Source organism: Nonomuraea sp. KM90 (assembly GCF_052246675.1).
Taxonomy (GTDB): Bacteria; Actinomycetota; Actinomycetes; order Streptosporangiales; family Streptosporangiaceae; genus Nonomuraea.
In genome coordinates, this window is record NZ_JBQQCB010000011.1 from 109,699 (window position 1) to 136,474 (window position 26,776).

28 protein-coding genes are annotated in these 26,776 nt (G+C 71.2%); 15 read left to right on the forward strand and 13 right to left on the reverse strand.

Going from position 1 to position 26,776, the window contains the following annotated elements:
• Nucleotides 1-24: 24 nt before the first annotated feature.
• The gene (locus ACTWPW_RS15290; RefSeq protein ID WP_375113429.1) at nucleotides 25-663 is read right to left on the reverse strand and encodes an O-methyltransferase; all 639 of its coding nucleotides are present in this window, start codon (nucleotides 661-663) and stop codon (nucleotides 25-27) included.
• A gap of 196 nt (nucleotides 664-859) precedes the next feature.
• Here ACTWPW_RS15290 and sigE point away from each other — a divergent pair, with 196 nt between their 5' ends.
• The 4 genes from sigE to ACTWPW_RS15310 all read left to right on the forward strand — a co-directional run bounded on the left by sigE (nucleotide 860) and on the right by ACTWPW_RS15310 (nucleotide 4,616).
• Entirely contained in the window at nucleotides 860-1,492 is a 633-nt protein-coding gene (sigE, locus tag ACTWPW_RS15295) for an RNA polymerase sigma factor SigE (RefSeq protein WP_364118717.1), read from the forward strand.
• A gap of 1 nt (nucleotide 1,493) precedes the next feature.
• On the forward strand, nucleotides 1,494-2,021 hold the full coding sequence (locus ACTWPW_RS15300; RefSeq protein WP_375113430.1) for an anti-sigma factor family protein: 528 nt from the start codon (nucleotides 1,494-1,496) through the stop codon (nucleotides 2,019-2,021).
• A gap of 165 nt (nucleotides 2,022-2,186) precedes the next feature.
• Nucleotides 2,187-4,019: a S1C family serine protease gene (locus ACTWPW_RS15305; RefSeq protein ID WP_375113431.1), complete on the forward strand. Its 1,833-nt coding sequence runs from the start codon at nucleotides 2,187-2,189 to the stop codon at nucleotides 4,017-4,019.
• 228 nt (nucleotides 4,020-4,247) lie between these two features.
• Nucleotides 4,248-4,616: a sec-independent translocase gene (locus tag ACTWPW_RS15310; RefSeq protein WP_364118711.1), complete on the forward strand. Its 369-nt coding sequence runs from the start codon at nucleotides 4,248-4,250 to the stop codon at nucleotides 4,614-4,616.
• A 57-nt stretch (nucleotides 4,617-4,673) separates the two neighbouring features.
• On the opposite strand, the gene ACTWPW_RS15315 is transcribed toward ACTWPW_RS15310, so the two are convergent.
• Nucleotides 4,674-5,810: an Mrp/NBP35 family ATP-binding protein gene (locus tag ACTWPW_RS15315; RefSeq protein ID WP_364118709.1), complete on the reverse strand. Its 1,137-nt coding sequence runs from the start codon at nucleotides 5,808-5,810 to the stop codon at nucleotides 4,674-4,676.
• Nucleotides 5,811-6,023: 213 nt separating this feature from the next.
• On the opposite strand from ACTWPW_RS15315, the gene ACTWPW_RS15320 reads away from it, so the two are divergent.
• Complete coding sequence (locus ACTWPW_RS15320; protein ID WP_443169072.1) at nucleotides 6,024-6,443, forward strand: MarR family winged helix-turn-helix transcriptional regulator; 420 nt, start codon at nucleotides 6,024-6,026, stop codon at nucleotides 6,441-6,443.
• Here the strand turns inward: ACTWPW_RS15320 and ACTWPW_RS15325 are convergent.
• Together ACTWPW_RS15325 and ACTWPW_RS15330 are read right to left on the reverse strand one after the other, a co-directional pair.
• Nucleotides 6,415-6,894 carry a DUF1003 domain-containing protein gene (locus ACTWPW_RS15325; protein WP_364118705.1) on the reverse strand — a complete coding sequence of 160 codons (480 nt, stop codon included), beginning with the start codon at nucleotides 6,892-6,894 and terminating at the stop codon, nucleotides 6,415-6,417. The two genes, ACTWPW_RS15320 and ACTWPW_RS15325, sit on opposite strands and share 29 nt — an antisense overlap.
• Nucleotides 6,884-8,092 carry a magnesium transporter MgtE N-terminal domain-containing protein gene (locus tag ACTWPW_RS15330; protein ID WP_375113433.1) on the reverse strand — a complete coding sequence of 403 codons (1,209 nt, stop codon included), beginning with the start codon at nucleotides 8,090-8,092 and terminating at the stop codon, nucleotides 6,884-6,886. The genes ACTWPW_RS15325 and ACTWPW_RS15330 overlap by 11 nt, the downstream gene beginning before the upstream one ends.
• Nucleotides 8,093-8,187: 95 nt before the next feature.
• Here ACTWPW_RS15330 and ACTWPW_RS15335 point away from each other — a divergent pair, with 95 nt between their 5' ends.
• The gene (locus ACTWPW_RS15335; RefSeq protein WP_375113434.1) at nucleotides 8,188-9,135 is read left to right on the forward strand and encodes an EamA family transporter; all 948 of its coding nucleotides are present in this window, start codon (nucleotides 8,188-8,190) and stop codon (nucleotides 9,133-9,135) included.
• Here the strand turns inward: ACTWPW_RS15335 and ACTWPW_RS15340 are convergent.
• Nucleotides 9,119-9,487 carry a hypothetical protein gene (locus ACTWPW_RS15340; protein WP_364118699.1) on the reverse strand — a complete coding sequence of 123 codons (369 nt, stop codon included), beginning with the start codon at nucleotides 9,485-9,487 and terminating at the stop codon, nucleotides 9,119-9,121. The genes ACTWPW_RS15335 and ACTWPW_RS15340 overlap by 17 nt on opposite strands.
• An 84-nt stretch (nucleotides 9,488-9,571) precedes the next feature.
• On the opposite strand from ACTWPW_RS15340, the gene ACTWPW_RS15345 reads away from it, so the two are divergent.
• Nucleotides 9,572-10,504, forward strand: coding sequence for an HpcH/HpaI aldolase/citrate lyase family protein (locus ACTWPW_RS15345; RefSeq protein WP_375113435.1), 933 nt, complete (start codon nucleotides 9,572-9,574; stop codon nucleotides 10,502-10,504).
• Here ACTWPW_RS15345 and ACTWPW_RS15350 read toward each other — a convergent pair.
• Nucleotides 10,494-11,039 carry a DUF6529 family protein gene (locus tag ACTWPW_RS15350; RefSeq protein WP_364118695.1) on the reverse strand — a complete coding sequence of 182 codons (546 nt, stop codon included), beginning with the start codon at nucleotides 11,037-11,039 and terminating at the stop codon, nucleotides 10,494-10,496. The two genes, ACTWPW_RS15345 and ACTWPW_RS15350, sit on opposite strands and share 11 nt — an antisense overlap.
• Nucleotides 11,036-11,740: a hypothetical protein gene (locus ACTWPW_RS15355; protein WP_375113436.1), complete on the reverse strand. Its 705-nt coding sequence runs from the start codon at nucleotides 11,738-11,740 to the stop codon at nucleotides 11,036-11,038. Before ACTWPW_RS15355 ends, ACTWPW_RS15350 begins: the two co-directional genes overlap by 4 nt.
• Before the next feature lie 99 nt (nucleotides 11,741-11,839).
• On the opposite strand from ACTWPW_RS15355, the gene ACTWPW_RS15360 reads away from it, so the two are divergent.
• Complete coding sequence (locus tag ACTWPW_RS15360) at nucleotides 11,840-12,823, forward strand: lysostaphin resistance A-like protein (RefSeq protein WP_443169073.1); 984 nt, start codon at nucleotides 11,840-11,842, stop codon at nucleotides 12,821-12,823.
• Between the two features lie 338 nt (nucleotides 12,824-13,161).
• Nucleotides 13,162-15,906 (forward strand): hypothetical protein, encoded by a 2,745-nt coding sequence (locus ACTWPW_RS15365; RefSeq protein ID WP_443169074.1) that lies wholly within the window; start codon nucleotides 13,162-13,164, stop codon nucleotides 15,904-15,906.
• An 18-nt stretch (nucleotides 15,907-15,924) separates the two neighbouring features.
• On the opposite strand, the gene ACTWPW_RS15370 is transcribed toward ACTWPW_RS15365, so the two are convergent.
• The gene (locus ACTWPW_RS15370) at nucleotides 15,925-16,323 is read right to left on the reverse strand and encodes an NUDIX hydrolase (protein ID WP_443169075.1); all 399 of its coding nucleotides are present in this window, start codon (nucleotides 16,321-16,323) and stop codon (nucleotides 15,925-15,927) included.
• A 74-nt stretch (nucleotides 16,324-16,397) separates the two neighbouring features.
• Here ACTWPW_RS15370 and ACTWPW_RS15375 point away from each other — a divergent pair, with 74 nt between their 5' ends.
• The 4 genes from ACTWPW_RS15375 to ACTWPW_RS15390 are packed head-to-tail and all read left to right on the forward strand — an operon-like array spanning nucleotide 16,398 to nucleotide 19,924.
• On the forward strand, nucleotides 16,398-17,024 hold the full coding sequence (locus ACTWPW_RS15375; protein ID WP_375113510.1) for a DUF6758 family protein: 627 nt from the start codon (nucleotides 16,398-16,400) through the stop codon (nucleotides 17,022-17,024).
• Between the two features lie 52 nt (nucleotides 17,025-17,076).
• Nucleotides 17,077-17,793: an MBL fold metallo-hydrolase gene (locus tag ACTWPW_RS15380; RefSeq protein WP_375113440.1), complete on the forward strand. Its 717-nt coding sequence runs from the start codon at nucleotides 17,077-17,079 to the stop codon at nucleotides 17,791-17,793.
• Nucleotides 17,794-17,823: 30 nt separating this feature from the next.
• Nucleotides 17,824-18,732: a RecB family exonuclease gene (locus ACTWPW_RS15385; protein WP_375113441.1), complete on the forward strand. Its 909-nt coding sequence runs from the start codon at nucleotides 17,824-17,826 to the stop codon at nucleotides 18,730-18,732.
• Nucleotides 18,733-18,742: 10 nt separating this feature from the next.
• Nucleotides 18,743-19,924, forward strand: a complete 1,182-nt coding sequence (locus tag ACTWPW_RS15390) for an MFS transporter (protein WP_443169076.1) — start codon at nucleotides 18,743-18,745, stop codon at nucleotides 19,922-19,924.
• Here ACTWPW_RS15390 and ACTWPW_RS15395 read toward each other — a convergent pair.
• Nucleotides 19,881-20,786 (reverse strand): oxygenase MpaB family protein, encoded by a 906-nt coding sequence (locus tag ACTWPW_RS15395; RefSeq protein WP_375113443.1) that lies wholly within the window; start codon nucleotides 20,784-20,786, stop codon nucleotides 19,881-19,883. The two genes, ACTWPW_RS15390 and ACTWPW_RS15395, sit on opposite strands and share 44 nt — an antisense overlap.
• Before the next feature lie 13 nt (nucleotides 20,787-20,799).
• Nucleotides 20,800-21,690 (reverse strand): alpha/beta fold hydrolase, encoded by an 891-nt coding sequence (locus ACTWPW_RS15400; RefSeq protein ID WP_364118675.1) that lies wholly within the window; start codon nucleotides 21,688-21,690, stop codon nucleotides 20,800-20,802.
• An 82-nt stretch (nucleotides 21,691-21,772) separates the two neighbouring features.
• Here ACTWPW_RS15400 and ACTWPW_RS15405 point away from each other — a divergent pair, with 82 nt between their 5' ends.
• Nucleotides 21,773-22,339: a GNAT family N-acetyltransferase gene (locus tag ACTWPW_RS15405; protein WP_375113444.1), complete on the forward strand. Its 567-nt coding sequence runs from the start codon at nucleotides 21,773-21,775 to the stop codon at nucleotides 22,337-22,339.
• 89 nt (nucleotides 22,340-22,428) lie between these two features.
• Here the strand turns inward: ACTWPW_RS15405 and ACTWPW_RS15410 are convergent, their stop codons facing one another.
• Nucleotides 22,429-24,435: a DEAD/DEAH box helicase gene (locus ACTWPW_RS15410; protein WP_443169077.1), complete on the reverse strand. Its 2,007-nt coding sequence runs from the start codon at nucleotides 24,433-24,435 to the stop codon at nucleotides 22,429-22,431.
• A gap of 351 nt (nucleotides 24,436-24,786) precedes the next feature.
• Here ACTWPW_RS15410 and ACTWPW_RS15415 point away from each other — a divergent pair, with 351 nt between their 5' ends.
• On the forward strand, nucleotides 24,787-25,431 hold the full coding sequence (locus tag ACTWPW_RS15415) for a ferritin-like fold-containing protein (RefSeq protein WP_364138330.1): 645 nt from the start codon (nucleotides 24,787-24,789) through the stop codon (nucleotides 25,429-25,431).
• A gap of 381 nt (nucleotides 25,432-25,812) precedes the next feature.
• Here the strand turns inward: ACTWPW_RS15415 and ACTWPW_RS15420 are convergent, their stop codons facing one another.
• Both ACTWPW_RS15420 and ACTWPW_RS15425 read right to left on the reverse strand, forming a co-directional pair.
• On the reverse strand, nucleotides 25,813-26,046 hold the full coding sequence (locus tag ACTWPW_RS15420; RefSeq protein ID WP_375113446.1) for a DUF3107 domain-containing protein: 234 nt from the start codon (nucleotides 26,044-26,046) through the stop codon (nucleotides 25,813-25,815).
• An 87-nt stretch (nucleotides 26,047-26,133) separates the two neighbouring features.
• Complete coding sequence (locus ACTWPW_RS15425) at nucleotides 26,134-26,754, reverse strand: TetR/AcrR family transcriptional regulator (RefSeq protein ID WP_364138324.1); 621 nt, start codon at nucleotides 26,752-26,754, stop codon at nucleotides 26,134-26,136.
• Nucleotides 26,755-26,776: the final 22 nt, after the last annotated feature.

Consider the following 26,776-nt stretch of genomic DNA (forward strand, 5'->3'; position numbering starts at 1 on the left):
GCGCCCGCGTCCGGCTCCCCGCCGCTAGTCGGAGACCTTGATCGCGGCCAGCAGGCCGTCGCCGAGCGGCATGAGCACCGAGCGCAGCCGCTCGTCCGACTGCACCAGCTTGCCCACCTCGCGCAGCGCCACCGTGTCGGTGTCGCGCTGCGTGGGGTCGGCCACGCGGTGGTGCCACAACATGTTGTCGAAGGCCACGATGCCGCCCACGCGCAGCAGGCGGACTGCCTCGGCGAGGTAGTCGGCGTATTCCTGCTTCGCGCCGTCGGCGAAGACCATGTCGTAGCCGCCGTCCGACAGCCGCGGCAGCACGTCGAGCGCGCGGCCCGAGATGAGGCGCACCCGCCCGCCCGAGAAACCGGCCTCCGCGAACGCCTGTCTGGCCAGCCGCTGGTGCTCGGGCTCGACGTCGACGCTCGTCAGCGTGCCGTCCGCGCGCATGCCGCGCAGCAGCCACAGCCCCGAGACCCCGCAGCCCGTGCCGACCTCGACGACGGACTTGGCGTTGACGGCGGTGGCGAGGAAGCACAACGCCGCGCCGCCGCCGGGAAGGATGGGCGTGGCCCCCATCTCCAGCCCGCGCTGCCGCGCCGCGTGCAGGATCTCATCCTCGTGATGGAACTGCTCCGCATAGGCCAGAGTGGCCTCCACCGGAGTGGTCATCGGCCTCCTCCCCACACTTTCGTTCTGGTTGCTCGCACCAGTCGCAACACGTCATACACGCCATTGCCACCGATCGCAGCCTAGGGGAGACACGCCGGGACGGGAACTCAGGAGGGACCTAAGGCGTTGCAGGTTTAAACGGGCTTTGCCGGTCCGGAAGGCAGGCAGTGCGCACGAAGGGACGAAACCAGGCACTATGGCGGTAGCGGTGGTCCCAGAGAGAGGAGTTCTGGTGGACGAAAGCGACCACCAGACCGATACTCCGATGTCGTCCGACTGGACGCCTCCCACATGGGAGGAAGTGGTGCGGACACACTCCGCACGTGTGTATCGGCTGGCCTACCGGCTGACCGGCAATGTCCACGATGCCGAGGACCTGACCCAAGAGGTCTTCGTCCGGGTTTTCAGGTCGCTGTCGAGCTACACCCCCGGCACGTTCGAGGGGTGGCTGCACCGGATCACGACGAACCTGTTCCTCGACATGGCGCGGCGCAAGCAGCGCATCAGGTTCGAGGGACTCGCCGACGACGCCGCCGAGCGGCTTCGCGGCCGCGAGCCCTCTCCGGCGCAGGCGTTCGACGACGCCCACCTGGAGCCCGACATCCAAGCCGCCCTCGACGCACTCGCCCCCGAGTTCCGGGCCGCGATCGTGCTGTGTGACATCGAGGGCCTGTCTTACGAGGAGATCGCGGCCACGCTCGGCGTCAAGCTGGGTACGGTCCGAAGCCGTATTCACCGTGGCCGGGCGCAGTTGCGGGAGGCGCTCGACCACCGGGCCCCCCGTACTACCCAACTCCCCCCGACCGTGATCCGTGGGGAGGAAGTCTGATATGGCTCATCTTGGAGAACGTGTTTCCGCGCTCGTCGACGGAGAGCTCAACCACACCGAACGCGAGCGCGCGCTCGCCCATCTGACTTTCTGCGCTGACTGCAGGCGCGAGGTCGAGTCGGTGCGGGCGCTGAAGTCGCGCCTGCGCTCGCTCGACACACCGGCGATGCCGGCGGACCTGACGATGTCCCTGCTCCGGATGGCGGAGCCCGGGGGCCCGCTGCCGCCGAGGGAGCGCCCTTTCCCCACGCGCACGTTCGGGGGAGTGCCCATTCCTGGGCCGCACAGCATCGCTCCGCTGGACAACCGCCCGCGCAGGGACGCCATCGGTGGAGCCTCGGGCCCTGGTCGTGGCGCTAGGCGGCGGACGACGTACGTCGCGGTCGGCATGGTCTCCGCGGCCGTGGCGCTCGGCACCTTCTTCGCGGCGAGCGGCGTGGGGCAGAACAATCCGGCCCCACCGGTTGAACTGTTCCAGCAGCCGGCTCGTACTACGCCTACGAACGCGCCTTCGACCGCCACGCCTTGACCCCCCGGTATGCCGGAGACACTCGGTTGGCGTAGTCGGCGGCGCGCGGGGCATACGATCTGGGTTCGGGAATTGTTACAGACAAGTCCTGATAAAGCTTTATAGCCCTCGTATGCCGCAAGAGCGAGGATTGCGGTGGCCGAGCCAAGGAGTGGTGAGACTTAGATGACCGACGAGACGCGCCCCACCGAAGGACGCACGACGTCGGACTCCCCCGAGCCACAGGGGCGGCCGGACTTCCTGCCCGCGGACGGCGACCAGAACGGCATGCGGCCCGAGCCGCCCGCCTCGTTCGGCTCGTCGTGGGGCGACCCTTCGGGCCGGCCCGAGGTCTTCGGCACGCCGCCGTACGAGCCGCGTTCGTACGACTCCCCGAGCGGCCCTTCGTACGGAGCCCAGGACAATCCTGCCCAGACCGGCCCCCAATACGGCGCTCCCTCCTTCGGCTCGCCGGAGGCGGGGACCCGCTCCTACGACAGCCCGTCGTTCGGCCCCCCGGAAGGGGGCCCGCGCTCCTTCGACAGCGGCCCGTCGTTCGGCCCGCCCGACACGGGGTCGCGTTCCCACAACAGCCCGTCGTTCGGTTCCTCCGACACGGGCCCGCGCTCGTACGACAGCGGCCCGTCGTTCGGCCCGCCCGACACTGGCACGCGTTCCTACGACAGCCCGTTCTTCGGCGCCCCGGACGGTGGGGCGCGCTCCTATGAGGGACCGCCGCTCGGCGGCTCCTCCGACGGGCCGTCGTTCGGCGCTCCGCCCTCCTACGGCGGCGGGACCCCGCCGCCACCGCCGCCGCGCCAGGCCCTCCCCATGGGCGCGGGCTGGGCGCCGCCGCCTCCGGGCGCGCAGGGCTCGGGCGCTTTGAGGCGCGGGCCCTCCATCGGGTTCCTGGTCGCCATGGCCGTGGTCATCGCCCTGGTGGCCTCGCTGCTCGGCAGCGTCGGCACCTACCTGCTGACGAAGCCGACGGGCAGCAACGACCCCTCCTACAGCCTCGGCCCGCTCCCGACCGGCGCCACCAACCGGGCACCCGACTCGGTGGCCGGCGTGGCCTCGCGGGTGCTGCCCAGCGTGGTCTCGCTGGAGGTGGGCAACGGCAGCAACACCGAGGGCGCGTCGGGCTCCGGGTTCCTGATCAAGAACGGCTACGTGGTCACCAACAACCACGTGGTCTCGCTGGCCGCCAAGGGCGGCGAGATCCGGATCATGTTCAACAACCGCAAGACCACCTCGGCGCGCATCGTCGGCCGTGACCCCGGCTCCGACCTGGCCGTGGTGAAGCCGGAGGAGACGTTCGGCACGCCGGAGATCACCCTCGGCAACTCCGACCAGGTCGTGGTCGGCGACCCCGTCATCGCCATCGGCTCCCCGCTGGGCCTGACCGGCACGGTGACGACCGGCATCGTCAGCTCGCTCAACCGCCCGGTCATCGCCGGCGACGACACCGGCACCAGCACCGAGGAGCCCGCCTACATCAGCGCCATCCAGACGGACGCCGCCATCAACCCGGGCAACTCCGGCGGGCCGCTGGTGAACGGCCGGGGCGAGGTCGTCGGGGTGAACTCGGCGATCGCCACGCTCGGGCGCTCGATGAGCAGCCAGAGCGGCAGCATCGGCCTGGGCTTCGCGATCCCCGTCAACCAGACGCGGCGGGTGGCCGAGGAGCTGATCACGACCGGCAAGGCGAAGCGGCCCAAGATCGGCATCGTCCTGGACAAGGACTACCGGGGGCAGGGCGTACGCATCGCCTCGGAGCCCGCCGGGGGGCAGCAGCCGGTGGACGCCAACGGGCCCGCCGGGAAGGCGGGGCTGAAGGCCGGTGACGTGATCCTGGAGATCGACGGGCTGGCGCTGCAGGACGGGAACGAGCTGATCGCCTTGATCCGCAGCAAGTCGCCGGGGGCCAAGATCACCATCAAGTACCAGCGGGCGGGGCAGGAGCGTACCGCCACGCTGGTGGTGGTCGCCGACGAGGAGCCGACGCCCACGCCGTCCTGACCGCACCGCCACGCTTTCCCACCGCGCCGCAGCAGGCATCCGCCTCCTGCGGCGCGGCCGTTTCTCGGGCGGAAGGCCGTTGCCGGGTGAGCTGAGCGGGGCGGGTGGGGGGTCGTTCCCGCCGGTGATATGACCTAGGGGAGACGACCGACCTACCCCCAGGAGCCCTTAGTCTGTGGATAGGCCGGGGTTGTCCTCGGAGAGGTTGGACTGCGGTAGGAGCTCACGGTGTTCGGACTCGGGTGGATGGAGATCGGAGCGCTGATCGTGATCGCGCTGCTCGTCTTCGGTCCGGAAAAACTGCCCCAGGCGGCCTCACAGGCGGGCAGGACGCTGCGCAACCTGCGCCGGATGGCCAACAACGCGCGCGACGACCTGCGCGCCGGTCTGGGGCCGGAGTTCCAGAACTTCGATCCCGCCGACCTCAACCCGCGCAACTTCGTGCGTAAGCATCTCCTCGACGACATCGAGGACGACTGGAACAACACCGACAAGTCGCGCGAGCTGGAACCCGCCACGACGGCTCCCTACGTGCCCGAGCCGGTCGATGAGCTCAATTATGGGGAATTGCCCCCGTACGACTCAGAAGCGACCTGAGAAGCCCCTCACGAACGCGAAAGGGCCCGCCCCCAAAGGGAGCGGGCCCGTTCGGTCTCAGCGGCGCGGTGCCAGGCCCAACTGGAGGCCCTTCAGGCTGGAGGAGCGCTTGCTCAGGTCAGCCGCGATCTTGCGCAGTTCGGCGGCCGCCGGGGCGTCCGGCTCGGTCAGCACCAGCGGTTTGCCCTCGTCGCCGCCCTCGCGCAGCCGCAGGTCGATGGGCACCTGACCGAGCAGCGGCACCCGGGCGCCCAGCGTACGCGTCAGCGCGTCGGCCACCGTCTGCCCGCCGCCCTCGCCGAACACCGCGATGCGCTCGTCGCAGTGGGGGCAGGGCAGCCACGCCATGTTCTCGATGACGCCGGCGATCTGCTGGTGGGTCTGGGCCGCGATCGAGCCGGCCCGCTCGGCCACCTCGGCGGCGGCCATCTGTGGCGTCGTCACGACCAGGATCTCCGCCGACGGCAGCCGCTGGGCCACCGAGATGGCGATGTCGCCGGTGCCCGGAGGCAGGTCGAGCAGGAGGATGTCGAGGTCGCCCCAATAGACGTCGGCGAGGAACTGGTGGAGCGCCCGGTCCAGCATCGGACCGCGCCACACCACCGGCGTGTTGCCCTCGGGCTTGAACATCCCGACCGAGATGACCTTGATGTCGTGGGCCACCGGCGGCATGATCATGTCCTCGACCTTCGTGGGCCGCTCGGCGGCGCCCAGCATGCGAGGAATGCTGTGACCGTAGATGTCGGCGTCGACGATGCCGACCTTGAGGCCGCTGGAGGCCATGGCGGCGGCGAGGTTGACCGTCACCGAGGACTTCCCGACGCCGCCCTTGCCGCTGGCCACCGCGAACACGCGGGTCAGCGAGCCCGGCTGGTTGAACGGGATCTCCTTCTCCGGCCCGCGGTCGCCCCGCAGCTTGGTCTGCAGCGTCTTGCGCTGCTCCGTGCTCATGACGTCAAGTTCGATCTTGACGCCCGTCACACCTTCGACCTTGGAGACGGCGTTCGTCACGTCGCGGGTGATGGTGTCTTTCATCGGGCAACCGGCCACGGTGAGGTAGACGCCAACGCGCACCGCCCCGTCGGGAGCGATCTCGATGCTCTTGACCATGTCGAGATCCGTGATCGGGCGACGGATCTCGGGGTCGATGACGGTGGACAGTGCCGCCGTCACCAGTTCCTGGGTTGGTGCCATCGAAGTCTCGGCACGAGGGAGTGCCGTCCCTCCTTTGTCGGTATATGTGTGACAGGCGCTGGGCGCCAGCGAGGATGCCCCTCCATGGTATGAACCGGAGCCCTCGCTGGGTTAATCCGCACTGTTAGATGTCTGTGCAACAACGTCTAAGGTTACTCCGTGACTCTTCTGGGCGACGAGGGCCTGACCGTAGAGGAACTGACGGTTTGGCGCATGTTGCAGCGTGCACAGGTGCGCATCACCCGCCACCTGGAGGCGGAGCTGCTCGTCGCCCACGAGCTGCCGCTGGCCTCGTACGAGGTGCTCATGCAGCTCGCGGAGGCCCCGGAGCGGCGGCTGCGCATGAACGACCTCGCCGCTCGCGTGCTGCTCTCCCGCAGCGGCCTGACCAGGCTCATCGACCGGCTGCAGCGAGATGGGCTGGTCACGCGGGAGGCCTGCGCCGACGACGCCCGCGGGCTCTACGCGGTGCTGAGCGATCGCGGGGCGGCGCGGCTGGCCGAGGCGACGCCGACCTACCTGCGCGGCATCAGGACCCAGTTCCTCGACCTGCTGGGGTCGGGGGAGATCGCCCAGGTGCGGGCGATGCTCGCCAGGCTCGACCTCACCGGCGCTCCTCAGGGGTGTTCCTGAGCTCCTCCAGCAGCTTGCCCAGCTCCGAGCGCAGGTAGTCGCGGGTGGCGACCTCGTTCAGCACCAGGCGCAGGCCCGCGATCTCGCGCGTCAGATATTCGATCTCGGCCTGGTTGCGCTCGGCGGTCTCGCGGTCCTGCTCGTACTGGATGCGGTCGCGGTCGTCCTGCCGGTTCTGGGCCAGCAGGATCAGCGGCGCGGCGTAGCTGGCCTGCAGGGACAGCATCAGCGTGAGGAAGATGAACGGGTAGGGGTCGAACTTGAGGTTGGCGGGCGCGAACACGTTCCAGATGCCCCAGACCGCCACGAACACGGTCATGTAGACGATGAACCGGGCGGTGCCGAGGAAGCGGGCGATCTGCTCGGAGAGGCGGCCGAACGCCTCCGGGTCGTAGTGCGGGCGCAGCGAGCGGCGCAGGGCCCGCGGTTGGTCGAGTCGGTCAGACGTCACGGTCGGCCCTCTCGCGCCAGTCCTCGGGCAGCATGTGGTCCAGCACGTCGTCCACCGTCACGGCGCCGACGAGCCGGCCCAGCTCGTCGACGACGGGGGCGGCGACGAGGTTGTAGTTGGCCAGGTAGTAGGTGACCTCGCGCAGCGTGAAGTCCGGCCTGATCGGGTCGATCGACGGGTCGATCACGCCGCCGAGCAGCGTGGACGGCGGCTCGCGCAGCAGCCGCTGGAAGTGCGAGACCCCCAGGTACGTGCCCGTCGGCGTCTCCGTCGGCGGCCTGGTGACGTAGACCTGGGCGGCCACGGCGGGCGTCAGGTCTCCCTGCCTGATGTGCGCCAGCGCCTCCGCCACCGTGGCGCTGGGCGGCAGGATCACCGGCTCGCTGGTCATCACGCCGCCCGCGCTGGTCTCCGGGTATGTCAGCAGCCGCCGCACCGGCTCGGCCTCACCGGGCTCCATCAGCGCCAGCAACTCGGCCGCCTTCTCCTCCGGCAGGTCGTTCAGCAGGTCGGCGGCGTCGTCGGGGCCCATCTCCTCCAGCACGTCGGCCGCGCGCTCGGGCTCCAGCGTGCCGAGGATCCCGATCTGGTCGTCGGGCGGCAGCTCCTCCAGCACGTCGGCCAGCCGGGTGTCGTTCAGCGCGCGGGCGATCTCGACCCGCCGCTTGCTGGGCAGGTCGTGCAGCGCGCTGGCCATGTCGGCGGCCCGCAGCGACTCGAACGCGGCGATCAGCCCGGCCGCCCCCTGGTCCTTCTGCAGCTTGTCGAAGCCCGACACCTCGCCCCAGTCGACGGTCCGCGGCTCGCGCCGCCGGCCCTTGTAGACGGCGACCTTGGTGATCTCCCAGGTGGACGGCTTGATCTCCGCCATGGCCACGTCGTAGACGGTCATGGGCTCGTCGCCGAGGCTCACGGTGAGGTCGAGCATCTCGCCGATGACCAGCGTCTCGGTGCCGCGCTGCTCGAACCTGCGCATGTTGAGCCGCCCGGTGAAGACCACGGACCCGGCCTCGATGCGGCGTACGCGGGTGATGGGCAGGAAGACGCGGCGGCGCGGTTGCACCTCCACGACGAAACCGTGGACGTTGGGCCGGCCGCCGATGCGCAGCCCCACCACGACGTCCCTGACGCGGCCGATCTGGTCGCCGGCCGGGTCGAAGACCGGTGTCCCCGCCAACCGGGCCACGAAGATCTGCACGTGGCCAGGCTAACAGTGCTGCCCCATTGCGCCAGGAACGCCGGACATGTCAGTATCAAACCTGCTTAACGGTAATTACTTGGCGGGGGTGTGCGGTGAGGTATGCGGGACTCGCGCTCGCGTTCGTGTCCTCGGTCTGTTTCGCGTTCTCGGGACCCATGGCGAAATACCTCATAGCCGCCGGGCTGGCGCCTATGGAGGCGGTGTGGACCCGGATGGCGGGGGCGGGCCTGCTGCTGGTGGCGGTGCTGGCCGTGGTGCGGCCGCGGGCGCTGCGGATCCCCAGTGCCAGGCTGCCGTTCTTCGCGCTGTACGCGGTCATGGCGGTGGCCGGCGTGCAGGCACTGTACTTCGTGGCGATCACGCGGCTGCCGGTGGGGGTCGCGTTGCTGCTGGAGTTCATGGCGCCGGTGATGGTGGTGGCCTGGGTGCGGTTCGTCCGCAAGCTCCGGCTGGCACGGGCCGCGTACGTCGGCGCGGTCGTCGCCGTCGTGGGCCTGGCGATCGTCGTGGAGGCGTGGCAGGGGCTGCGCCTGGACGCGCTGGGCCTGCTGCTCGGCCTGCTGGCCGGGGCGTGCTGCGCCGGATATTTCCTGATGAACGATAGCTTCGGCGACGACGTGGACCCGCTGGGCCTGATCGCCTGGGGGATGACCGGCGCGGCGGTCGTGCTGATCCCGTTCTCCCGCCCGTGGGACATCCCGTGGAGCGCCTTCACGGTCTCGGCCGCCCCGGAGGGCGGGGTGACGCTGCCGGTGCTGGCCGCGTACCTGTGGATGGTGCTGATCGCCACTGTGATCGCGTACATCCTGGGCGTCAACGCCGTGCGGCGGCTGTCGGCCGCGGTGGGCGCCACCGTCGCGTCCCTGGAGGTCATCGGCGGCGCCATCGTGGCCTGGGCCCTGGTCGGCGAGACGCTCGGCGCGTTCCAGATCGTGGGCGGCCTGATCGTGCTCTCCGGCGCGCTGCTCGCCCAGACCGCCACCTCGGCCTCTCAGCCGGAGCCCGTGCCGGACCTGGAGGCGGTCAGCGCTCGGGGGTGAGGCGCCAGACGGTGGACTCGCGGGCCCAGCGCTCGGGCAGGTGCTCGCTGTCGCGGGCGTTGAGCCGTTCCTTGGCCAGCACCGCCACGACGTCGGCCGCCGCGGCCTGGTCGACGGCCGCGACCGCGGCCTCGAACTCCACCAGCCGCGCGCCGTTGTCCTTGCTGCGGAGCGTGACGTGGACGCGGTCGAGGGCGTCGAGCCCCGGCAACTGCTGCTCCTCGCCCCCCGTCACCAGGTAGATGGCGCCGTCGTGCCAGGCGTGCCAGGCCAGGCGGGGGCGGTCGAGGGTGAGCCAGAGGATGCCGGACTTCTTGGCGCCCTCCTCGACGGCCGCGGTGTTGTCGCTCACGGATCCGACTGTAACCGTCGGGCTCCCGGGCCCGTTAGAGGAGCGGGCGACTTCACCCGGATGATCGCCGAGTAGCGTGTGCGCATGCGCTCACGACGTTCTGTGCTCGCCGTGCCGGGCAGCAACCCGCGGTTCCTGGAGAAGGCCCAGACCCTGCCCGTCGACGAGGTCTTCCTCGATCTGGAGGACTCCGTCGCGCCGCTGGCCAAGGAGGAGGCGCGGGCCAACATCGTCGCCGCGCTGCGGGAGGGCGACTGGTCCGGCAAGACGCGCGTGGTCAGGGTGAACGACCTGACGACGCAGTGGACCTACCGGGACGTGATCGAGGTCGTCGAAGGGGCGGGGGAGTTCCTCGACTGCGTCATGCTGCCCAAGGTGCAGGACCCCACCGAGGTCGTCTGGCTGGACACCCTGCTCACCCAGATCGAGAAGACCATGGGCTACGAAGTGGGCCGCATCGGCATCGAGGCGCAGATCGAGAACGCGCGCGGCCTGGTGAACGCCGACGCCATCGCCGGCTCCTCCGAGCGGCTGGAGACGCTCGTCTTCGGCCCGGCCGACTTCATGGCCTCGGTCAACATGCGTACGCTCGTCGTCGGGGAGCAGCCGCCCGGCTACGTCGAGGGCGACGCCTACCACTACATCCTCATGCGCCTGCTCATGGCCGCGCGGATGCACGACCTGCAGGTGATCGACGGGCCCTACCTGCAGATCAAGGACGTCGAAGGCTTCCGCCGGGTCGCGCGCAGGGCGGCGGCGCTGGGGTTCGACGGAAAGTGGGTGCTCCATCCCGGGCAGGTGGACGCGGCCAACGAGGTGTTCTCGCCGGAGCAGGAGGACTATGACCACGCCGAGCTCATCCTGGAGGCGTACGAGTACTACACCTCCGTGGAGAAGCGCGGCGCGGTCATGCTGGGTGACGAGATGATCGACGAGGCCTCGCGCAAGATGGCGCTCGTCGTGGCCGCCAAGGGGCGGGCGGCCGGGCTCACCCGGACGACGAGCTTCACACCTTGAACCCGACGGCGGTGAAGAACCAGAACGACGAGGTCAGCCAGAGGCCCACCAGCGCCGTGAACGCGAGCCCGCCGAGCACGGGCAGCGTCCAGCCGGGCGTGTTGCGCTTGGGCAGCGACAGCAGCTTCGCGGTGAACACGCCGTAGAAGAAGCAGCCGAGCAGCGAGTGCGCGAGCACGCGGGGCACGTCGTACTGCAGGCCGAGGGCGTACAGGCAGTGGAAGGCGACCGGGATCGTGAGCAGGAACGCCAGCCGGCCCGACCAGCGGTGCACCGCCGGCGGGATGGTGACCCCGAGCTTGCCCCACATCGACAGGGCCGAGACGACCTGCACGATCGCCAGCACGAACGCGCCCGTCGTCAGCCACACCTTCATCGGCAGCGCCGCGGAGAAGCCGGCCACGCCGACCGCGAATCCGGTCGGCGTGTGGGCCCGCCCGTACACGCCGAGCGCGAGCACCACGAGGCCGCCTGCCAGCAGCGGCACCAGTAACGGGGTCAGGCTGCGGGAGGGTTGCTGGTGGACGGCGGTCATTGCATCTCCTCGATGAAGCCGTCGACGTCCTCGGGGTAGACCGTGGTGTCGTCGACAGTCACTGGTGCGGTCGGCTGCTCGCTGTCGAGCCGCGGGATGTCGAGCTGCTCCTCTCCGGCGAAGGCGGCGCCGACCTGGTAGTAGCCGCCGTTCGGGTTCTTGATCATGATCCAGCCGGCGCGCAGCTTGGCGCCCCTGACCACGGCGGTGGCCCGGTACAGGCCCGACGGCTTGACCACCGTGGGCGCGACGAAGCTCCACTTCTTGCCGCCGACGGACACCGAGCCCTTGGCCTGGCCGCCGCCGAGTGCGGCCGAGATCTTGGAGCCGGCGTTGGCCACGCCCTTCAGTTGCAGCGTGCCCGCCGCCTCGTCGCCCTTGAACCAGGCCTCGGTCCTGCCGTCGCAGAAGTAGCCGACCGCCTTGCCGTTCCTGATCGAGATCGCGATGAGAGCGCCGTTGCCCTTCACCCGGCCGCCGTAGTCGGCCTTGGCGATCTTCTGCGCCTCCGTACGCGTCGGTGAGGGGGACGGTGCCGCGGAGTTCTGCTCGGTGGTGCCCTCCTCCACCGACGGCGCCTCCGCGGCGGTGTTGGCGGCCGGGTTCTCGGCCGCCGGTGTCGCGGTGATGCTGGCGACACCCAGCCCCACGGCGAGCACTGCTCCCGCCGCGAGGGTGATGAAAGGTCCCAGCCTTGACATGGACTGCTCCCAGGGTCGAAATGCTTACGCCTCCGAGCATCCGCCTAAAACGGCGGGCCGTCTGTGAACTAATGCGCACCAAGCGGACAGAATGGAGAGATGCAGGAGAATCCAGGGCCTCAATATCCGCCGTACGGCACCCAGGTGCCCGCTCATCCGTACGGGCAGCCGCCGTCCTGGTTCCTGCCGGCTCCTCGTGGGGCTCGTTTCGACCACCTCGCCAGGAACGCCGCGGCCCGTCCGTGGCGCGCGATAGTGGGTACGCTCGTCGTCGGCGCCGGGTTCGTCATGATCGGCGTCGTGGTCGTCGTCGCGTTCGTGGTGCTGGCCGGGATCCTGGGCCTCCCCTCGCCGGTCGACGCGTCCGGGATGCCGGAGGGCACGCCTCTCGGGCTGGCCATGACCCTGCTGTCGATCGCGCCCGTGCTCCTGCTCGTGCTCGGCACGGCGGCGTTCGTCCAGCGGCGCCGGCCCGGGACGCTCTCGTCCGTGGCGGGCAGGTTGCGCTGGTCCTGGATGATGCGGTGCGTGGGGGTCGCGGTGCTGGCGCTGGCGCTCGGCCAGGGCGCGCAGTGGGTGGCGCTGAGCGTCTCGGGCCTGGACGCCGACATGTTTGGGTGGGCCGGGTGGCAGGTGTTCCTGCCGCTGCTCATCGTGATCGTGGTGCTGGTGCCGTTCCAGGCGGCGGCGGAGGAGTACGTCTTCCGCGGCTGGTTCATGCAGGCCGTCGGGGCGCACGTGCGCAATCCCGTCTGGGCCATCGTCATCGGGTCCGCGCTGTTCGCGTCGTTGCACGGCTATTCCTGGGCGGGGCTGCTGGACGTGTTCGCGTTCGGGGCCGTCATGGCCTGGCTGGCGGTGCGTACGGGTGGCCTGGAGGCCCCGATCGCCCTGCACGTGATCAACAACGTGGTGGCCTTCGGGGTGAGCTCCGCCGCCGGGAACCTCGACGACGCGCTGGATCAGGGAAAGGTGCCGGTGCCCTGGCAGGCGTTGACGGGAACCGTGGTGCAGCTCGGGGTGTATGCGTTTGGTGTGATGTATCTAGCCAAAAAGCGGGCGATTAGCACTATTTCGGAATAAATCAGGCGAGAGGTGCCGGGAATCTCGCTAGAGAGGTCTCGCTATTCCGGCTGAGTCATGCTGGTCTGGATGCTGTCGGCCGGCGCGGGTCCCTCCCGGACCCTCCTGGAACGGTCCGCGACCCGGCCGAGATCTACCTGTACGACTCGTTTGACTAGGAGGTACGGCGCGTGGCCTCCGGCCCCAGCGAACCGCCACGGCGACCGCCGGAAGACGACGACCCGCGTTCCGAGGGCGCTTCAGAACCACATCCTTCCGAAGAGCCCAGGATCAGCCATTCGCCGCCCGGTCCCACCGATGATCGGGCCAGAGGCTTACCGCTGACCTCACCTTGGGGGATGCCGCCGTTCGCCGCGCCCGTACCCGAGGAGGAGCCGCAGGAGTGGCCCAAGGGGCGCCGGCCGTACAGCTCACCGACGGCCGAGCCCGAGGTGGAGCCGCGCCGCCGGCCTAGGCGCATCGTCAACCGGCCCGACAAGCTCGTCGCCGGCGCGCCCCTCTCCGCGGACCCCACCTCGGAGCCGCCCGCCTCCGAGACCATCCCTGGGCCCGCCCCCGAGCCCACCCCCGGGCCCGGCACCGAACCCGTTCCCGAGCCGGTCTCCGAGGCGCCTGAGCCCCACGTGGCCGCCTCCCAGGACATCGACCAGGAGCCCTCCGGGCAGGAGGAGACGGCGGACGAGCCGGAGGTGCGGCGCGTCGGGCGGCCCCCGGCGGGCCGTCCCACCCGGCCCGACCTGCTCGTCGCGACCGGCCCGCCGCGCCCCCAGGGGTCGAGCGGCCGCCACCACAGGGGCCCGGCCCCCGCCGCCGTACGCCGGTCCAGCCCCGTCCACCGGGGCAGCAGGGCCGTCCCGGTCGTCCTGACCGTGGCCGCGGCCGTCCTGGTGGCCACCGGCGTGCTCGTGTGGCAGTGGAGCGACGACGAGGCCCCGGGCCTGAGCCTGGCGGCGGGCACCGGCCGGTCGGGGGACGAGCTGTTCACCGTCCCCGCCGCGGGCGTCGGCGCCAACCAGAAGCTCAACGACATGACCTCGGTGGGCCGCGCGGTGGTCGCGGTCGGCAGCGACACGACCAGCCCGACCCCGCGCCCGCTCTTCCTGTTCTCCCCCGACGGGGGCAAGAACTGGCAGCTCGGCCAGGTGAACCGGGCCTCCACCCCCACGGTCCGGCGCGTGGTCGGCGGGAACGGCCGCTGGCTGGCCAGCGGCGGCGACGACGTCTCCGGCGAGCGCGGCCTGTGGACCAGCACCGACGGGTTCAGCTGGACGGCCGTCGAGGAGTCCGGGTCCGCCTTCAGGGCGGGTGACCACATCGACGACATCGCCAGGACGGGCTCCGGGTTCGTCGCCGTGGGACGTGCGACGGGCGCCGACGGCGGCTCCGGCCCCGCGGCCTGGCGCTCCGGCGACGGCGCCACCTGGGAGCGAATCGAGACGAGGGAGCTGGGAGTCCGGGAGATCAAGGCCGTGGTGGCCAAGGGCGACACGGTCGTGGCCATCGGAGTACCCGCGGACGGCGAGGGATCGCGGGTGCTGCGCTCGGCCGACGGCGGGCGCAACTGGCAGGCGACCGGCTTCCAGCTCCCCGAGGCGCTCGCCCCGCGTGCCGGGATGGTCGCCGTGCTGCCCAAGCGCTTCGTGCTGGTGCCGACGCGGCGGCGGACGGTCGAGGGCGACGTACGCGTCTACTGCTCCCCGACAGGGGCGCAGTGGTCGCAGTGCGGCTCCATCGGCGGCCTCGGCCCCGAGAGCCCCGGCGTGGAGTCGCTGATCTCCTACCCGACGGGCGTCGCGGCGATCGCGCAGTCCGTGATCGGCAAGTACGCGGTCCTGACCACCGCGAACGGGAGTGACTGGGCCAAGCGGACCGACCTCGGGGACCTGCGGGGGGCGACCCTGCGCGGCTTCACGATCTCCGGCGGCACCCTGTTCGCCGGCGGCGACCAGGCGGCCTCCGACGTCGACAACCAGCTCGTGCTCATGACCGCGCCCCCGCGCGGCTCCGTCTCCCGGGTGCCGCTCGGCGAGGTCGAGGGCCTGACCAGGATCGCCCGCGAGACGAACGCGCTGGCCGGCGCCGGCGGCCGGTACGTCGCCGTCGGCTCGGCCTCGGGCGACGCCGGCCTGTGGACGATCAAGAACTGGCAGAGCTGGAAGTCCATGAGCCTGGGCGGCACCGGCAGGCAGACGCTGGAGGACGTGGCGCACGGCGGCCGCGGCTGGCTGGCGGTCGGTGGCACCGAGACGAACGTCGCCGTCGCCGACCCCCTCCTCGTCACCTCCGAGGACGGCGAGAGCTGGAGGAAGGTGAACGCCACCGGCGACCTGGCTCGCCGGCCCGACCAGCCCTACCTGCGGGCCCACGTGGTGACGGTCGGCAAGGAGGGCTATGTGGTGGCGGGCGAGACCAAGGACCAGTCGGGCACCCTCGGCGCCGCCATGTGGTTCACCCCCGACATGCGCAAGTACACCCGGTCGAAGAAGCTGCCGCATGGCGGCTCGGGCGTGCGCGTCCACGACGCCATCGCCACCGGCGACGGGTACGTGGCGGTGGGCGGCTCCGGGAACGCCGACCAGGAGACCACCGTGGTCTGGCACTCGGAGGACGGCGTGAACTGGAGCGCGCGCGACCGCGTGTCCCCTCCGGGCGCGACGTCGGCCGGGCTCCGCCGGGTCACCACCTACCAGGGCAAGCTGGTGGCCATCGGCACGGCCCTGACGGGAGGGACGCGGCACGCGTTCGCCGCCGTCTCCGACGACGAGGGCCGGACCTGGCAGACGGCCTGGCTCCCGGCGGACCGGGCGGCCGCGGTGTACGACCTGGCGGCGGCGGAGGAGGGCCTCGTTGCCGTCGGCTGGCACGGCGTGCCCGGCGAGGGCGACAGCGCGGCCTGGACCTCGCAGGACGGGCTGTCGTGGAACCGCATCGGGCTCACCCAGGACCGCCTGGCGGGCCAGGGGACGCAGTGGTTGTCGGCGGTGGCCGTGGCGGGGTCGGAGGTCGTGGCGCTCGGCCGGTCCACGACGTACAGCGCCGACCACCTGATCCTGTGGACCTCCAGCCTGACGTCCAACCGATAGGTGGGCCGAGCTCCCGGCTCAGCTCGGCGGGAGCACGCCCCACGCCGTCAGCGACTCCAGGAGGCCCTCGGACAGCGGCAGCCGTACCAGGTCGGCGCGGTCGCACCAGCGCACGTCGGCGGCGTCGTCCCCGGCGGCGGGCACCCCTCCCGACACGGTGGCGAGGTAGTCGCGGATCACGTACGTGACCCCGCCCGGCCCCGGCCGGTCCACCGTGCCCGCCAGGCGGCCCACCTCGACCTCCAGCCCCGTCTCCTCCAGCACCTCACGGCACACGCCGGCCTCGTCGGTCTCCCCAGGCTCCAGCCGCCCCCCGGGGACGGACCACAGCCCCATGCCCGGCGGGTGGCCGCGCTTGATGAGAAGGAGCCGGTCAGAGGCGTCGAAAATGATCGCGCCGACACAATTTACGCGCACATGACCAAGATTACGACGGGATAACGGGTAGCGGTCTTGACGTGGCCGTGCCGGAGAAAGCAACGTGGGTAGTTGTGAGAGCGGCTCCAACCTGCCCACGGTGTTTTGGCCCGCTTCACGGGCCGAGCGCCTGGTCGAGTGCGTTTCGATGTGATGCGCACGGTGATGTCCTGCCGTATCAGCCTCCGTGGCCGCCGACCAGCACCGCGCTAGAGGCGATACGCAAGTCCTCCGTCGTGCCCGTGTGGCTGCCGTGGCCGTTGCCCGCCGGCTGGCTGGTGACCGGCTTCGGCGAGGTGGGCGACCAGCGCACCGGCGCCCGAGCGAGCCTGGTCGCGCTGACCGGGCCGTCGCTGATGGAAGGACCGGCCGATCTGATCATCATCGCCGAGGAGCCGGGAATCGGGCTCGGCGCGGCGTTCGCGGGGCTCGACGGGCCCGACCCCGGAGAGGGGTTCGACGCGGGACCGCCGAACGCCAAGATCACGGTCCTCGGCCATCCCACCGCCCTGTGGTGCGTGGACGGCGAGGACGACCGCGCCGTCTACGCGGGCGAGGCGCTGGGCAACTGGCTGTGGGCGATCGCCTGGCCGGCCGACGCGGGTTGCGTGATCGCGCTCGCCGAGCTGTCGCTGCTCGACGCCCGCGATCATGACCTGGATGTGCCGTTCGGGGCGTTCTCACCCAGACTTGAGGATTAGCACGCGCGTACGCGATTCGCGCTGTCATGCAGACGGGCTAGAGTTCGGAGGCGTGACAGCGCGTATCGAGCGAGTGGTGACCGAGGGAGTCGTCGACATCGACGGCACCGAGCACAAGGTCGAGAACAACACCTGGATCGTGGGTGACGACGACGAAGTGATCGTCATCGACGCGGCGCGTGACGCCGAGAAGATCCTTGAGCAGGTGGGCGAGCGGGAGGTGCTGGCCGTCATCTGCACGGCGGGCCTGCCCGACCACGTCGGGGCGGCCATCGAGGTGGCCAGCCGCGACGAGGCCGTGGTCGCCCTGCACCCCAAGGACAAGCCCCTGTGGCGGGAGACCTGGCGGGAGACCTGGCCCGACATCGACATGGAGGACGACGGCATCTTCGGTGTGGCCGACGTCCAGCTCGATGTCATGGAGACGCCCGGCGTCACGCCCGGCGGCGTGTCGCTCTACTGCGAGGCGCTCGGAGCGGTCTTCAGCGGCAAGGCCCTGCAGGCCGACGGCCCCGGCAAGATCGGCGGCGAATACCCGGCCCTGGCCGACCAGCTCACCTCGATCGGCGGGCGGCTGTTCACGCTGCCCGGCGACACGCGGGTGCTGGCCACCCACGGCGACGAGGTCACGATCGGCGACCTCGAGCCGCACTTCGACGACTGGGTGTCGGGCTCCCTGACCCGCGTCGAAACCGAAGGCGAGGACGACGGCCCGCTGACCGACGGCACCAGGATCTCCGGGATCAAGCTCGGCCCGGGCGACGAGTAGGGTGCGGCGCCTGGCGACCGGGCACGCCGGATGAGCGGCGTGCAGGGGCAGCTGCCGCTGGAGGGGATGCCGCGGCGGCTCTATTCGTGCACGCCGTCGCGGTTGAACACCTGGCTCGACTGCCGCCGCCGCTACCGGTTCACCTATCTGGACCGGCCGCAGCCGTCCAAGGGGCCCGCCTGGGCGCACAACAGCGTCGGGGCGAGCGTGCACAACGCGCTGGCGGGCTGGTGGCGGGAGCCGTACGAGCGGCGGACCCCGCTGACGGCGGCCATCCTGGTCACGAACGGGTGGATCACCGAGGGGTTCAGGGACGAGGAGCAGTCGGGGCGCTGGCTGGGCCGCGCCCGCGACCTCGTGTCCGGATATGTCGCGACCTTAGATCCGTCCGACGACCCGGTCGGCGTCGAGCGCACGGTCGCCACGCGGACCAAGGCCATCGCCGTGTCCGGCCGCATCGACCGGCTCGACCGGCGCGGTGACGAGCTGGTCGTGGTCGACTACAAGACCGGCCGCCGCCCGCTCACCCAGGACGACGCCCGATCCTCGCTCGCCCTGGCCATCTACGCGGTCGCAGCCTCGACGATGATGCGCACGCCGTGCCACACGGTCGAGCTCCACCACCTGCCCACCGGCGAGATCGTCGAGTGGCGGCACACCGACGAGTCCCTGGCCCGCCACCTCGGCCGCGCCGAGGAGCTGGCCGCGGAGGCCGCGGCGGCCGACGACCGCTACCGGGAGGTCGTGTCGCCTTCCGGGCAGCGCCGCCCCGCCGGGGACCGGCAGCCGGTCGGGCCCGCGTCGGTGCCGGACGAGATCGACGAGCTGTTCGCGCCCAGCCCCGGCCCCATCTGCTCCTGGTGCGACTTCCGCCGCCACTGCCCTCAGGGGCGGGCCGCGGGGCCCGACCGCCAACCTTGGGACGGCCTGGCCGAATAAAGGACGCCATGTGAGACGCGAAGGGCGATTACCGGCGGCAGTGGCGCTGGGCACGCTGTTCAACCCGCTGAACTCGTCGATGATCGCCGTCGCGCTCATTCATGTCGAGGCCGAGTTCCACGTCGGCATCGCGGCCGTCACCTGGCTGGCCGCCGGCTTCTACCTGGTCGGGATCCTGGCGCCGCCGCTGATGGGCACGCTGGGGGACCGGTTCGGGCCGCGGCTGGTGTTCTGCTGCGGGCTGGTGACGATGGCGGTCACCGGCGTGCTGGCCGCGCTGGCGCCGTCGTTCCCGGTGCTGCTGGGGGCGCGGCTGCTGCAGGCGTTCGGGAGTTGCGCGACGATGCCCGCGGGGATGTCGATCATCCAGGCCGCGATGCCGGGCGACGACGGCCGGCCGCCGCCGCGGGTGATCGCGACGATCTCGATGGTCCTCACCGCCAGCGCCGCCACCGGTCCGGTGCTCGGCGGGGTCCTGATCTCGTTGTGGGGATGGCGGGCGATCTTCCTGGTCAACGTGCCGCTCGCGGTGGTCGCGCTGGTCGCGGCCCTGCGGTGGCTGCCCCGGGTACGCGTGGACGGAGCCCGCGAGGCGACGCTGCTGCCCCGGCTGAGCCCCGGCCTGCTGGCCACCTGTGGCCAGTTCGCGCTCACCAACGTGGCCTTCTACGTCGCCTTCTTCGCGGTCCCGCTGTGGGCCCAGAGCACGGCCGGCGTGCCCGCCCACCTCGCGGGGCTGCTCGTGCTGCCGCTGGCCGGGCTGGGGATCGTGATGACGCCCGTGGCGGTGTGGCTGGCCGCGCGGGCCGGGATGCGCACGGTGCTGGTGGCCGGCGCGGCGCTGCTGCTCGGCGGCTCCTGCGTGCTGGCGGCGGCGGACTCGGTGGGGCCGGTGCTGGTGGCCGGGGCGGTGCTGGGGGTGGCGGCGGCGCTGGGCCAGTTCGCGCTGAACTCGCTGGTCTTCGTGCACGCCGACCGGCGTGACACGGGAGCGGCCGTGGGGGTCTTCCAGGCGTCCAGGTATGTCGGCGCGGCCACCGCCTCCGCCCTGCTCGGGGTGCTGTTCGACCGGGCCGGCCTGGGAGGCGGCGGCTGGGCGATGGCGGGGGCGTCGGCGGTCGTGCTGGCGGGGGCGGTGCTGCTGCCCGTCAGGCGGCCTTCGGCCAGCGACGGGGGTCGGTCAGGCCCTTGAGCCCCCTGTCGACGTCGTAGCCCGCCGCGCGCAGCCGCTCCCTGGAGGCGTGCAGCATGTCCCTGGTGGCCGGCATGAAGGCGCGGTCGTGCACGGGCTCGGGCAGCGCGTTCATGCTCAGCCGGAACGCCCTCAGCGCGGCCGTGACCGTCGCCCGGGGGACCTCGGGCAGCGCGCCGTACATGCGCCTGGCCCAGTCGGGCAGCGTGTAGTAGCAGAGCGCGCCGAAGGGGAAGTAGGCGGGCTTGCCGGGCGACAACATCCGCAGCTCCCGCGGCAGCCTGGGCCACAGCAGGAACCGCACGGTCGAGGCCGCCTCCGGCGTCACGCGCAGGGCGGGGCGCACCTGCTTGAAGTAGGCGTCCATCTCCGCGCACGTGCCCGGCACGTCGTCGGCGTGCAGGCCGACGTAGGCGGCGCTCTTGCGCTGCTCGTGGAGGTAGCGGTCGGCCTGGCGCTCGCTGAGCGCCAGCCCGCCGCGCCTGGCCACCTCCAGGTACGACGACACCTCCGCGCAGTGCACCCACAGCAGCAGCTCCGGGTCGTCCACCCGATGGGTCCGCCCGCTGCCGGGCTCGTGGACGCGCAGCGCCCTGTGGATGCCCCGCACGCGCCTGCCGATCTCGTCGGCCTCCTGAGGGCTGCCGAACGTCACCCGCCCCACGAAGTCGGCCGTGCGGCGCAGCCGCCCGAACGGGTCCTCCTGGAAGTTGGAGTTCTGCCAGACGCCCAGCATGGCCAGCGGGTGCAACGCCTGCAGCATGAGACCGCGCACGCCGCCGATCCACATCGAGCGGTCGATGTGCACCTGCCAGGTCGCGCTCTGCGGCGGCTGGACGACGATGTCTTCGAGCCTCGTCATAGTAAGTGAAGGATTACATGGCATTGGACCGCGTGTCCAAATAATGCCTCTCGGCCGCGTTCCAGAACCGGACGAGCGCCGCCGCCGTCGTCTCCGGCGCCTCGACGGCGGGGGAGTGCACCGCGCCCGGCACGACCACGCACTCGGCCCCGAGCCTGGCGGCCATCTCCGACTGCGCCTCGGGCGGCCAGCCGTCGTCGTGCTCGCCGTACAGCACGAGCGTGGGCACCTCGATCTCGCGCAGCTCGTCGGTGCGGTCGTGCATGGTGAGGACCTGCTCGGCCATGCAGGACAGGCCGGTCGGGGAGTTGGCCAGCAGGCGCTTGTGCAGGAACCGCAGGATCTCGTCGGGCACGTCGCCGGCCAGCGCCTCCGGCTCGAACCTGCTGTGCCACACGTGCTCCAGGCCGAGCACGGGCACCTCTTCCATGATCTTCCGGCCGTTGCCGGCCCGCCGGCCCTCGATCGCGGCCGGCCCGGAGCCCATGAGCGTGAACGACGCGAACTTCGTGCGCCCGTCGATGACGGCCTCCCTGGCCACCAGCCCGCCGAAGGAGTGGCCCACCAGGTGGACGGGGTCGCCGGCGCCGATGACCTGGGCGAGGACGTCGACGTCGGCGCCCAGGGCGGCGCACGTGTAGGCGCCCGGATCGTCGGGGCCGGGGGTCTCGAACTGGCCGCGCAGGTCGATGGCCACGACCCGGCGGCCCGACTGGGCCAGGGTCATCAGGACCGCGATGAAGTCCTCCTTGCTGCCCGTCAGGCCGGGGACCAGGAGCGCCGGCCAGCGCTCCACCACACCACTGACCGGAACCGCCTCCAGGGCCGCGAACGTGCCCTGTGGCGTCTCGATCTTCTGTGGTGCAACGCCTGGAGGCAGGTCGAGGAATCGCGGCGTACTCACGTGGGGCAACAATACCCAGAGGTCAGCGCCTCGACACCGGCATGGCCATTACGCTGGTGCGAGTTCTGAGGAGTTGTGAGGTATGCGCGATCTTGAGATCCGGCCCGCCACCTCGTGGGACGACGTGCGGACGGTCTTCGGGCCCAACGGGGCCTATTCCGGGTGCTGGTGCATGTGGTTCCGGGTCGCCGGGGCGGAGTTCGGCGCGATGCCCGCCGGCGCGCGCAGGGACCGCCTCCAGGACCTCGTGGAAGGCTCTGAGCGGGCGCCTGGGGTGCTGGCGTACCTGGAGGGCACTCCTGTGGGGTGGTGCGCCGTGGCGCCGCGTGAGGAGCACGTACGGCTCCTCCGGTCGTCCGTCACCAGGCCCGCCGACCCCGGTGAGGGCGGGGTGTGGTCGGTGACGTGCTTCTACGTGGCCCGGGGCGGTCGCGGGCGGGGCGTGGCCGAGGCCCTGCTGGAGGGGGCCGTGTCGTACGCGGCGGAGCAGGGGGCCCGGGTGGTGGAGGGGTATCCGAAGGACACGGAGAAGCGGCTGCCCGCCGGGGAGCTGTACCACGGGTGGCGCTCGCTCTTCGAGGAGGCGGGGTTCGAGGAGGTGGCGCGCCGCTCGCCCACCCGGCCGATCATGCGCCGCGCCCTGCCGTGAAAGCGCCGCCCTGAAAGCGCTGCCCTGAAAGCGCGGGAGGCGCGCACCCCGGCTGGGTGCGCGCCTCTCGTGACGTGCCTGAGCGGTGGTCAGCTCGTGCGGCGGCGGTTGGGGCCGCCACCACCACGGGGCTGGCGGCGCTGCTGCTTCCGCTCGGTCGCGGCCGACGGCGCGATGTCGTCGTCGTCCGTGGCCAGGTCGGGTGACTGGAAGATCACCGCGAACGGGCTGGGCGGGATGATCCGCTCCGGCTCCCGGCGGACCGGCGGAGGCGGCGTCGACAGGAAGCTCGGCTCGAGCTCCGGCTCCGGCCGTGCGACCGGCTCGGGCCGGCTCTCGGCGACCGGTGCGGTCTGCCGCTCGGCCGCCGGTGCGGTCCGGCGCTCGGCCACCGGCGCCGCCGGCGGCTCCGTGACCTTCTCGACCATCGCGGCCGGCTGGATCGGCTCGACCGACTCGATCGATTCGACGGGCTCCGATACGGCGGCGGTGCGGCGGGTGCGGGCGCGCCTGACCGGCGCCGCCTCCTCGGCCTCCTGGGCGGGGGCCTCGGCGGCGGGACCGCGCGAGCGCGTGCCGTTGGCCGGCGCCACCTCGTCGGGCGCCTCGGCGGCGGCCCGGCGCGAGCGGACCCGCTTCACCGGCGCCTCGGGGGCGTCGGCGAGAGCCTGCTCGATGGCCGTGGAGGCCGCGCCCCTGCGCGCACGGGCACGCTTGGGCTCGGTGGCCGCCTGGATCTCGTCCGTTGTGAAGATGGCTGGAGTCTCCTCCGTCTTGGCATCCACGAGTTCGACCTCCGGCCTCTCGACGGGTGCGGTCTCGGTCAGCTCTCTCCCGCCGCGGGTGCGGCGGCGCTGGCGAGACGTACGGGCAGGGCGCTCCTCGCGCTCGTCACGCTCGTCACGGCGTCGCCCGCCACGTGTGCGGGTCCGGCCGGTCTCCCCGAGATCCTCGATGCGCTCCGCGGACAGCCCCGCACGCGAACGACTGGCGTGCGGCAGGACTCCCTTGGTGCCCTCGGGGATCGCGAGCTCGGAGTAGACGTGCGGCGAGGTGGAGTAGGACTCCATGGGCTCGGCGAAGTCCATCCCGAGCATCTGGTTGATCATCTTCCAGCGGGTCAGCTCCTCCCACTCCACGAACGTGACCGCGATGCCCGTGCGCCCGGCCCGGCCGGTGCGGCCGATGCGGTGCACGTAGGTCTTGTCGTCGGTGGGGCAGTCGTAGTTGACCACGTGGGTGACGTCGTCGATGTCGATGCCGCGGGCCGCCACGTCGGTGGCCACCAGCACATCGATCTTGCCGTTGCGGAACGCGCGCAGCGCCTGCTCGCGCTGGCCCTGGCCGAGGTCGCCGTGGACGGCCGCGACCGCGAAACCACGCGTGTCGAGCTGCTCGGCGACCATGTCGCAGGCCCGCTTGGTCTCGCAGAAGACCATGGTCAGACCGCGGCCGTCGGCCTGCAGCAGCCGGCCGAGGATCTCGATCTTGTCCATGCGGTGCGTGCGCCACACGATCTGGCGCACCTGCGGCGTGGTCTCGTTCTCGCCGGTCTCGTGCTCGGCGCGTACGTGCGTCGGGCGGTTGAGGTATTTGCGCGACAGCGCGACGATCTCGCCCGGCATGGTCGCCGAGAAGAGCATCGTCTGCCGCTCCGCGGGGATCAGCTTGAAGATCCGCTCGATGTCAGGCAGGAAGCCCAGGTCGAGCATGCGGTCGGCCTCGTCGAGGACGAGGGAGGTGACCTGGCTCAGGTCGAGGTGCTTCTGCTTGACCAGGTCGAGCAGGCGGCCGGGGGTGCCGACGATGACGTCGACCCCGGCCTTGAGCGCCTCGATCTGCGGCTCGTACGCGCGACCGCCGTAGACGGTCAGGACCCGGGAACCGAGCTTGCCGGCCGCGGTCACGAGGTCCTCGCTGACCTGCGTGGCCAGCTCACGGGTCGGTACGACGACCAGCCCGCGGGGCTTCTTGCGATTCTTGCGCGGCTTGCCGATGCTCTGGAGCATCGCGATGCCGAACGCGTAGGTTTTTCCCGTGCCCGTGCGTGCCTGGCCGATCAGGTCCTGGCCGGTCAGGGCGAGCGGGAGCGCCATCTCCTGGATGGGGAACGGTGTGACGATACCCTCGGTCTCGAGGGCATCGGCGATCTCTGGTGTGACTCCGAGGTCTCGGAAAGTCGTCAGCGTGGCCTGCCTCAGTCTCAAATGAAGGCGGGCCTGCCGGGACCGACGGGCCGAAAACGGCCCCGTGTCGTGGGTCCTCGCGGTAGAGCCAGCCCTCTCGCGTCATCAGCGACCGCGCACCCGGGGAATCGGGGGGTAATCGGGGGAATCCCCCGAATTAACACAGTGCGGTCGCACTTTCACAGAGCAGTGTACTCGATACCACAACGCTGACCGAGCTTGCTTATGTTCCCGAAGATTCTCCGAAGTACGCTGCCTTCCATGAAGGAGTCTCCTGGAGTCGTCGACCTGCTGGGTGTGCTGGCCTATGCCGAGCTTAGCGCCTACGCGCGCATGACCGAGGACGCCGCCACTCTGGCGCCCTCGCTGGCCGACCGGGCGGCGCTGAGCGAGCTGGCCGTGACCGAGTACGCCCACTTCCGTCTCCTGCGCGACCGGCTGACCGAGCTGGGGGCCGATCCGGACGCGGCGATGTCGCCGTTCGTGGGCGCCCTGGACGCCTGGCACGCGCAGACGAGGCCGGCCGACTGGCTGCAGGCGCTGGTCAAGACATATGTGGGCGACGGCATCGCGCTCGATTTCTACCGGGAGGCGGCCAGGCACCTCGATCCCTCGATCGCCCGGCTGGTGGACGAGGTGCTGGTGGACGGGGAGCGCTCGCAGTTCACGGTCGACCGGGTGAGGGCGGGGATCGAGGCGGAGCCGACGTCCGCCGGGCGGCTGGCGCTCTGGGCGCGGCGGCTGGTGGGGGAGGCGCTCAGCCAGGGGCAGCAGGTGGCCTCGGCGCGGCCCGAGCTGGCGCTGCTGCTCATGGAGTCGCTGGGGGAGGGCCAGACCGATATATCCCGGCTCTTCGCGAAGCTGACCGAGGCCCACAACAAGCGCATGGCCGCGATGGGCCTCTGAAGCCCCGGCCGTTGTCCGTCATTTCGGGCATCTGTGGGTGCTCGAAGAAGCGGGTCTGGTCATCGAGCGGCGCGAGGGCACGAAACGGTTGTACCGTGCGAGGCATGAGGGCCTCGCGCCGCTACGGCAGTTCCTTGACGAGATGTGGGCCGAATCGCTGGACCTCGCGCGCCGTGTTGCGGAGGGAGAGCGCGGGTTGTCCGGCCACCGAGCTGAGGCGTCATCACGTCTCCCGGCGCCGAAAGCCTCGGGGGTGCCGGCTCGGCGGGCCACGGACCCGGGGCTGAGCCCGTCTCGCCGGAGGCCGGGGCGCTCGTGAAGGGTGCTGGGGAGCGCTCGTGAAGGGTACGGCGACTGAGCCGTACCCCCCGCTTGTGAGCCTTAGAGCGTGCCGCCGAATCCGACCGGCCTGGACTCGTCCTCACCGATCTCGATGAACCCGAGCGCGGCCACCGGCACCACGACCCGCCTGCCCTTCGCGTCCGTGATCGCGAACACGCCGCCGCGATCGACGGACAACGCGTTTCTGATCTCCTCTTCGACCTGCTCAGCGCTCAGGTCGGTCTCAACAACGAGCTCGCGGTGTACGGAGCGTACGCCGATCTTGACTTCCATGGTGGCTCCCTTGTCGACGGGGTGGCTCCATCCCATCGTCGTCGCTCGTACCCGTGAAAACGCGAATGATCGCGCCCAGCGAACGGGTTATGCCGTACGCGGAAATCCGCTGATGCCGCGCCAGGCCAGCCGCGCCATCAACTGCTCGGCCGCGTCCTTGGGGATGGAGCCGTGGGTGGTCACCCAGTAGCGGGCGCTCACCTCCGCCATGCCGACCAGGCCGACCCCCAGCAGGTGTGCCTCGTCGCTGGTGCAGCCGGTGTCCTCCTGGATGAGCTCGCTGACCATCTCCGCGCACTCCTGCAGCGAGCGCTCGACCCGCTGCCGCACCGGTGCGACGTTACGCAGGTCGGACTCGAAGACCAGGCGGAACGCCTCGCCCTGCGTGGAGACGAAGTCGAAGAACGCGCTGAACGTGGCCTGCACGCGCAGTTTGTTCTCGTGCGTGGAGGCCAGCGCCTCCCGGCAGCGGTTGACCATGTCGTCGACGTGCAGGTCGAGCAGCGCCAGATAGAGCTCCAGCTTGCCGGGGAAGTGCTGGTAGAGGACCGGCTTGCTGACCCCGGCCCGCTCGGCGATCTCGTCCATGGCGGCCGCGTGATAGCCGTTCTCCACGAACACTTCCTGCGCGGCGCTCAGAAGCTGCCGGCGGCGGGCCAGGCGGGGCAGCCGGGTGCCCCGGGGCTTGGCATCCGGGGTTGCGGTCACGCGGGTCTCCATTTTGGTCTCT

Coding starts and splice junctions, on each gene's coding strand:
- ACTWPW_RS15290 (WP_375113429.1), bottom strand. CDS start 663: ATGACCACTCCGGTGGAGGCCACTCTGGCCTATGCGGAGCAGTTCCAT.
- sigE (WP_364118717.1), top strand. CDS start 860: ATGGCGGTAGCGGTGGTCCCAGAGAGAGGAGTTCTGGTGGACGAAAGC.
- ACTWPW_RS15300 (WP_375113430.1), top strand. CDS start 1,494: ATGGCTCATCTTGGAGAACGTGTTTCCGCGCTCGTCGACGGAGAGCTC.
- ACTWPW_RS15305 (WP_375113431.1), top strand. CDS start 2,187: ATGACCGACGAGACGCGCCCCACCGAAGGACGCACGACGTCGGACTCC.
- ACTWPW_RS15315 (WP_364118709.1), bottom strand. CDS start 5,810: ATGGCACCAACCCAGGAACTGGTGACGGCGGCACTGTCCACCGTCATC.
- ACTWPW_RS15320 (WP_443169072.1), top strand. CDS start 6,024: ATGTTGCAGCGTGCACAGGTGCGCATCACCCGCCACCTGGAGGCGGAG.
- ACTWPW_RS15345 (WP_375113435.1), top strand. CDS start 9,572: ATGCGCTCACGACGTTCTGTGCTCGCCGTGCCGGGCAGCAACCCGCGG.
- ACTWPW_RS15350 (WP_364118695.1), bottom strand. CDS start 11,039: ATGACCGCCGTCCACCAGCAACCCTCCCGCAGCCTGACCCCGTTACTG.
- ACTWPW_RS15355 (WP_375113436.1), bottom strand. CDS start 11,740: ATGTCAAGGCTGGGACCTTTCATCACCCTCGCGGCGGGAGCAGTGCTC.
- ACTWPW_RS15360 (WP_443169073.1), top strand. CDS start 11,840: ATGCAGGAGAATCCAGGGCCTCAATATCCGCCGTACGGCACCCAGGTG.
- ACTWPW_RS15365 (WP_443169074.1), top strand. CDS start 13,162: ATGCCGCCGTTCGCCGCGCCCGTACCCGAGGAGGAGCCGCAGGAGTGG.
- ACTWPW_RS15385 (WP_375113441.1), top strand. CDS start 17,824: ATGAGCGGCGTGCAGGGGCAGCTGCCGCTGGAGGGGATGCCGCGGCGG.
- ACTWPW_RS15395 (WP_375113443.1), bottom strand. CDS start 20,786: ATGACGAGGCTCGAAGACATCGTCGTCCAGCCGCCGCAGAGCGCGACC.
- ACTWPW_RS15405 (WP_375113444.1), top strand. CDS start 21,773: ATGCGCGATCTTGAGATCCGGCCCGCCACCTCGTGGGACGACGTGCGG.
- ACTWPW_RS15410 (WP_443169077.1), bottom strand. CDS start 24,435: ATGGCGCTCCCGCTCGCCCTGACCGGCCAGGACCTGATCGGCCAGGCA.
- ACTWPW_RS15415 (WP_364138330.1), top strand. CDS start 24,787: ATGAAGGAGTCTCCTGGAGTCGTCGACCTGCTGGGTGTGCTGGCCTAT.
- ACTWPW_RS15420 (WP_375113446.1), bottom strand. CDS start 26,046: ATGGAAGTCAAGATCGGCGTACGCTCCGTACACCGCGAGCTCGTTGTT.